This is a genomic window from Candidatus Magnetaquicoccus inordinatus, assembly GCF_004217665.1.
Lineage (GTDB): Bacteria > Pseudomonadota > Magnetococcia > Magnetococcales > Magnetaquicoccaceae > Magnetaquicoccus > Magnetaquicoccus inordinatus.
Genome location: NZ_RXIU01000254.1, coordinates 1 through 4,421 on the forward strand (window position 1 = coordinate 1; position 4,421 = coordinate 4,421).

4 protein-coding genes and 1 tRNA gene are annotated in these 4,421 nt (G+C 54.8%); 4 read left to right on the plus strand and 1 reads right to left on the minus strand.

Annotated features, from left to right (window positions below; translation table 11 throughout):
• Positions 1–71 precede the first annotated feature (71 nt).
• Positions 72–145 (minus strand) — tRNA-Ala (locus tag EJP87_RS14085).
• Between the two features lie 176 nt (positions 146–321).
• On the opposite strand from EJP87_RS14085, the gene trpE reads away from it, so the two are divergent.
• From trpE to trpC, 4 genes are all read left to right on the plus strand, one after another.
• Complete coding sequence (gene trpE / locus EJP87_RS14090; RefSeq protein WP_130472504.1) at positions 322–1,809, plus strand: anthranilate synthase component I; 1,488 nt, start codon at positions 322–324, stop codon at positions 1,807–1,809.
• Between the two features lie 8 nt (positions 1,810–1,817).
• The gene (locus EJP87_RS14095; RefSeq protein ID WP_130472501.1) at positions 1,818–2,405 is read left to right on the plus strand and encodes an anthranilate synthase component II; all 588 of its coding nucleotides are present in this window, start codon (positions 1,818–1,820) and stop codon (positions 2,403–2,405) included.
• An 83-nt stretch (positions 2,406–2,488) separates the two neighbouring features.
• Entirely contained in the window at positions 2,489–3,505 is a 1,017-nt protein-coding gene (trpD, locus tag EJP87_RS14100; RefSeq protein WP_130472502.1) for an anthranilate phosphoribosyltransferase, read from the plus strand.
• The gene (gene trpC, locus EJP87_RS14105) at positions 3,502–4,374 is read left to right on the plus strand and encodes an indole-3-glycerol phosphate synthase TrpC (protein WP_130472503.1); all 873 of its coding nucleotides are present in this window, start codon (positions 3,502–3,504) and stop codon (positions 4,372–4,374) included. Before trpD ends, trpC begins: the two co-directional genes overlap by 4 nt.
• Positions 4,375–4,421 lie beyond the last annotated feature (47 nt).

The window sequence follows — 4,421 nt, forward strand, 5'->3', positions numbered from 1 at the left end:
TCTGGTAAAGTTGATGGCCACACGGATTAAAGTGTGTGGAATTACCCGGCATGAGGATGCTGTGGCGGCTGCGGCAGCCAGGCGGGATCGAACCGCCGACCTCTTGAATGCCATTCAAGCGCTCTCCCAGCTGAGCTATGGCCCCCCATCGAAGAAGCCGAAATCTAAACCAACTGCCGGGTCACTGTCAAGAGCTTTTTTTGCTTTTTCTCCCTGCTCCCAACTTTTTTTAATCCGTCTCCCAGTACAGGCAAAAATCATCCCAGTGACATGAACAGGGGGTGATTTTGTGGTTGCACCATGTTAGACTCGTTAACCATTATGATAACACCTTCTCTTCCTACTTTTAAGCAGTTGGCCCAACAAGGCAATCTGGTCCCTGTCTACCAGGAGATCATGGCTGACCTCGATACCCCTGTCTCTGCCTTCCTCAAAGTCGCCGAAAACGAAGAGTATGCATTCCTCCTCGAATCGGTGCACGGCGGCGAAAAGTGGGGGCGCTACAGCATCCTCGGTATCCAACCCTCCGCCATCTTTACCATCTCCGCCAACCAGGTCACAATCCAATATCCTGGCCAGGCAGATCAATCCTTTACCAGTCATGATCCCATTCAGCTTCTGCGTCAATTTATGGCCCAGTATCAACCCGTCCCGGTTCCCGACCTGCCACGCTTCCACGGGGGTGCTGTCGGCTACTTCGGCTACGATATGATCCGTGCCTTTGAAAAAATTCCGGATACCAATCCCCATACCCTGAATACTCCCGACGCACTCTTTCTCATCGCCGATCTGGTGCTCATCTTTGACAACCTTCTCGGCAAACTGAAAGTGGTCGCCAATACCTTTATCGATCCTGAGACTCCCCTCGACAGCCTCTACCAACAAGCCTGTGCACGTATTCAGCAAGTGGTCAAACGGCTTTTCCAGGCTGTGCCTGGCCAAGAACTGACCCCCGTTCCGTCTGTACAGGAGCAGGAGTTTCATTGCGAAATGTCCGCCGAGCAGTTCAAGCAGGCCGTCGAAAGCGCCAAAGAGTATATTCGGGCTGGCGATATCTTCCAGGTGGTGCTTTCGCAACGCTTTTCTACCCCCTTTCACCACTCGCCCATCTCTCTTTATCGCGCCCTGCGTGCCAGCAATCCCTCTCCCTATCTCTTTATTCTGCGTCTCGGCGATTTTTCCCTGGTTGGTTCCAGCCCGGAAATTCTCGTCCGTCAGGAGGGAGATCTGGTCACCGTGCGTCCTATCGCCGGAACCAGACGTCGTGGCTCTACTCCTGAACAGGATCTGGCCCTGGAAAAAGAGCTTCTCGCCGATCCCAAAGAGCTCGCCGAACATATCATGCTGGTCGATCTGGGGCGCAACGATCTGGGACGGGTCTGTGCCTATGGCAGCGTGCGCGTCACCGAACGCTTTGTCATCGAACGCTACTCCCACGTCATGCACATCGTCTCCAACGTGGAGGGGCGGCTCAAGGCCGGACTTGATCCTCTGGCTGTGGTGGCCGCTACCTTTCCGGCAGGCACTGTCAGTGGGGCCCCCAAAATCCGCGCTATGGAGATTATCGATGAGCTGGAGGTCTCCCGTCGTGGTCCCTATGCCGGAACCGTCGGCTACCTCTCCTTTTCCGGCAACATGGATCTGGCCATTACCATCCGTACCGCCATCATCAAAAATAACACCCTTTACGTGCAAACCGGGGCCGGGATCGTTGCCGATTCTCTCCCCGAACGCGAATACGAAGAGACACGTGAAAAAGCCCGTGCCATCTTTCGTGCCGTCGAACGGGTGCAACAGGGGTTGGAGTAAAGCGGGCTATGCTCCTTTTGATCGATAACTATGACTCCTTTACCTACAACCTGGCCCAATATCTCGGTGAGTTGGGACAAGAGCTGCAGGTGGTACGCAACGATGCCATCACCCTGGAGGAGATCGCTACCCTGGCACCGTCGCATATCGTCCTTTCTCCCGGACCTGGCAATCCCGATCAGGCCGGCATCACTCTCTCCGTCATCAGCCATTTTGCCGGTCGGATTCCTATTCTGGGTGTTTGTTTGGGTCATCAGGCGATTGGCCAAGCCTTTGGTGGGCAAGTGGTACGGGCTCCCAAGCAGATGCACGGCAAAACCTCCGCCATCTATCATGATCGCAGCGGTGTTTTTAGAGGTCTCAACAACCCCTTGACTGCCACCCGCTACCACTCCCTGGTGGTGGCCGAAGAGAGTATCCCCGATTGTCTGCTCATCAATGCCTGGACCGATCCGGCTTGTGAATCAGGCCGTTTGGTGATGGGGTTGCGCCATAAAGAGCTGCCGGTACATGGAGTGCAATTTCATCCTGAGTCGATTCTGACCGAACAAGGCCATGAGATGCTGGCTAATTTTCTGCAAAGTGTCAGCTCATGAAGCATTGCCAGTCTCATTGCCCCGCAGCATACTCTTGCGCCTGGCGCACAGCGCAAAAACCTTCCATTTAGATGATCTTGTCGATGAATATTCAACAAGCGATTGCCCAACTGCTCAATCAGCAGGAGCTCACGCAGAGTGAAGCCGAAGCGGTGATGGACCAGATCATGTCTGGTGCCGCGACAGATGCGCAGATTGGTGCCTACCTGGTTGCCATGCGCATGAAGGGGGAGAGTGTTGCCGAGATTACCGGTTCGGCACTGGCAATGCGCAGCAAGGCGCTTACGCTCGCGATTTCGGGTCGGGTGGTGGATACCTGCGGGACAGGTGGCGATGGGGCTGGCACCTTCAATATCTCCACGACAGCAGCTTTTTTGGTGGCAGCACAAGGGGTTATTGTTGCCAAACACGGCAATCGGGCCCTCTCCTCCAAATCGGGTTCGGCGGATCTGTTGGCTGCTTTGGGAGTCAATATTGAAGCCTCACCAGAGGTGGTGGAGCGTTGTTTGCACGAGGTTGGCATTGGATTTCTTTTTGCTCCCAAACATCATAGCGCCATGCGCCATGTGGCCGGACCACGCCGGGAACTGGGAGTGCGCACCTTGTTTAATCTATTGGGTCCATTGACCAATCCTGCCTCGGCTCCCTATCAACTGCTGGGTTTGTTTTCGCGACAATGGTTGCATCCGATTGCCTCGGTTTTGGGTCGATTGGGTGTGCAGCATGCCTTGGTGGTGCATGGTGAGGATGGTTTGGATGAGATCACCACCACCACAATAACCCATGTGGCAGAGCTGTTGGAAGATGGTTCGGTACGCAGTTACACACTGGATCCGAGAGATTTTGCCCTGCCTTTGGCCCGTCCAGAGCAGTTGTTGGGGGGAGATGCTGCCAGCAATGCCGCCTTGACCCGACGCATTTTGCAGGGTGAGCAGGGTCCGGCACGTGATATTGTTTTGTTGAATGCGGGGGCAGCTTTGTATGCGGCGAGGCGTGCTGCCTCCATTGCCGAGGGGTTGCAGATGGCTGCCGAAGCGGTGGATTCGGGGCAAGCGGCTGCCGTTTTACAACGTTTGATTGCGTGTTCGCAACAGAGATGACTCTTTCACCCAACCATATTTTAGGTCGCATCATGGCGCGCAAGCGCGAAGAGGTGGCCTTGGCGCGACGGGAACGCTCAGCAAGCTCTTTGTTGGAGCAGTGTACGGAGATCTCTCCGCCACGAGGGTTTGTGCGGGCAATTGCCGAAAGTGTGCAGAGCTGTCGTGAGCAGAAGGGGGTGGCCGCCATTATTGCCGAGGTCAAGCGTGGCTCTCCGTCCAAGGGGGTTATCTATCCTGAAACAGAGCATCCTTTTTTGCCAGAGCAGATTGCCTCGCAATATGCTGAGCGGGGGGCAACCTGTATCTCTTGTTTGACCGATCGTGATTTTTTTCTGGGTGAGGACCATTTTCTGTTACCGATTCGCCAGCGTATTGCATTGCCGATTTTGCGCAAGGATTTTCTCTATGATCCCTACCAGGTGATACAATCGCGGGCCTTGGGTGCCGATGCCATTTTGTTGATTATGGCGGTGCTCTCGACAGAACAGGCCAAGGAGTTGGAAGCGGCCGCCCAGGAGATGGGTTTGGATGTGCTGGTAGAGGTGCATGATGAGGCGGAATTGGAGCAGGCCCACGAGCTGCAAACTCCCTTAATGGGGATCAACAATCGTGATTTGAAAACTTTTGCCACCTCCTTGGAATGTTCGCTCAGGCTGAGCAAACGGGTGGAGGTGGGTCGAATTGTGGTTTCCGAGAGCGGGATTCATGATGCCCAGGATCTGCTCTATCTGAAGCAACAGGATATACATGCCTTTTTGATTGGCGAAGCTTTTATGCGCGATCGGCAACCTGGAGAGGCGTTGGCGCGGATGCTGAGTGCCACTGCTGCAGCTCTTTCTGGTAAAGTTGATGGCCACACGGATTAAAGTGTGTGGAATTACCCGGCATGAGGATGCTGTGGCGGCTGCGGCAG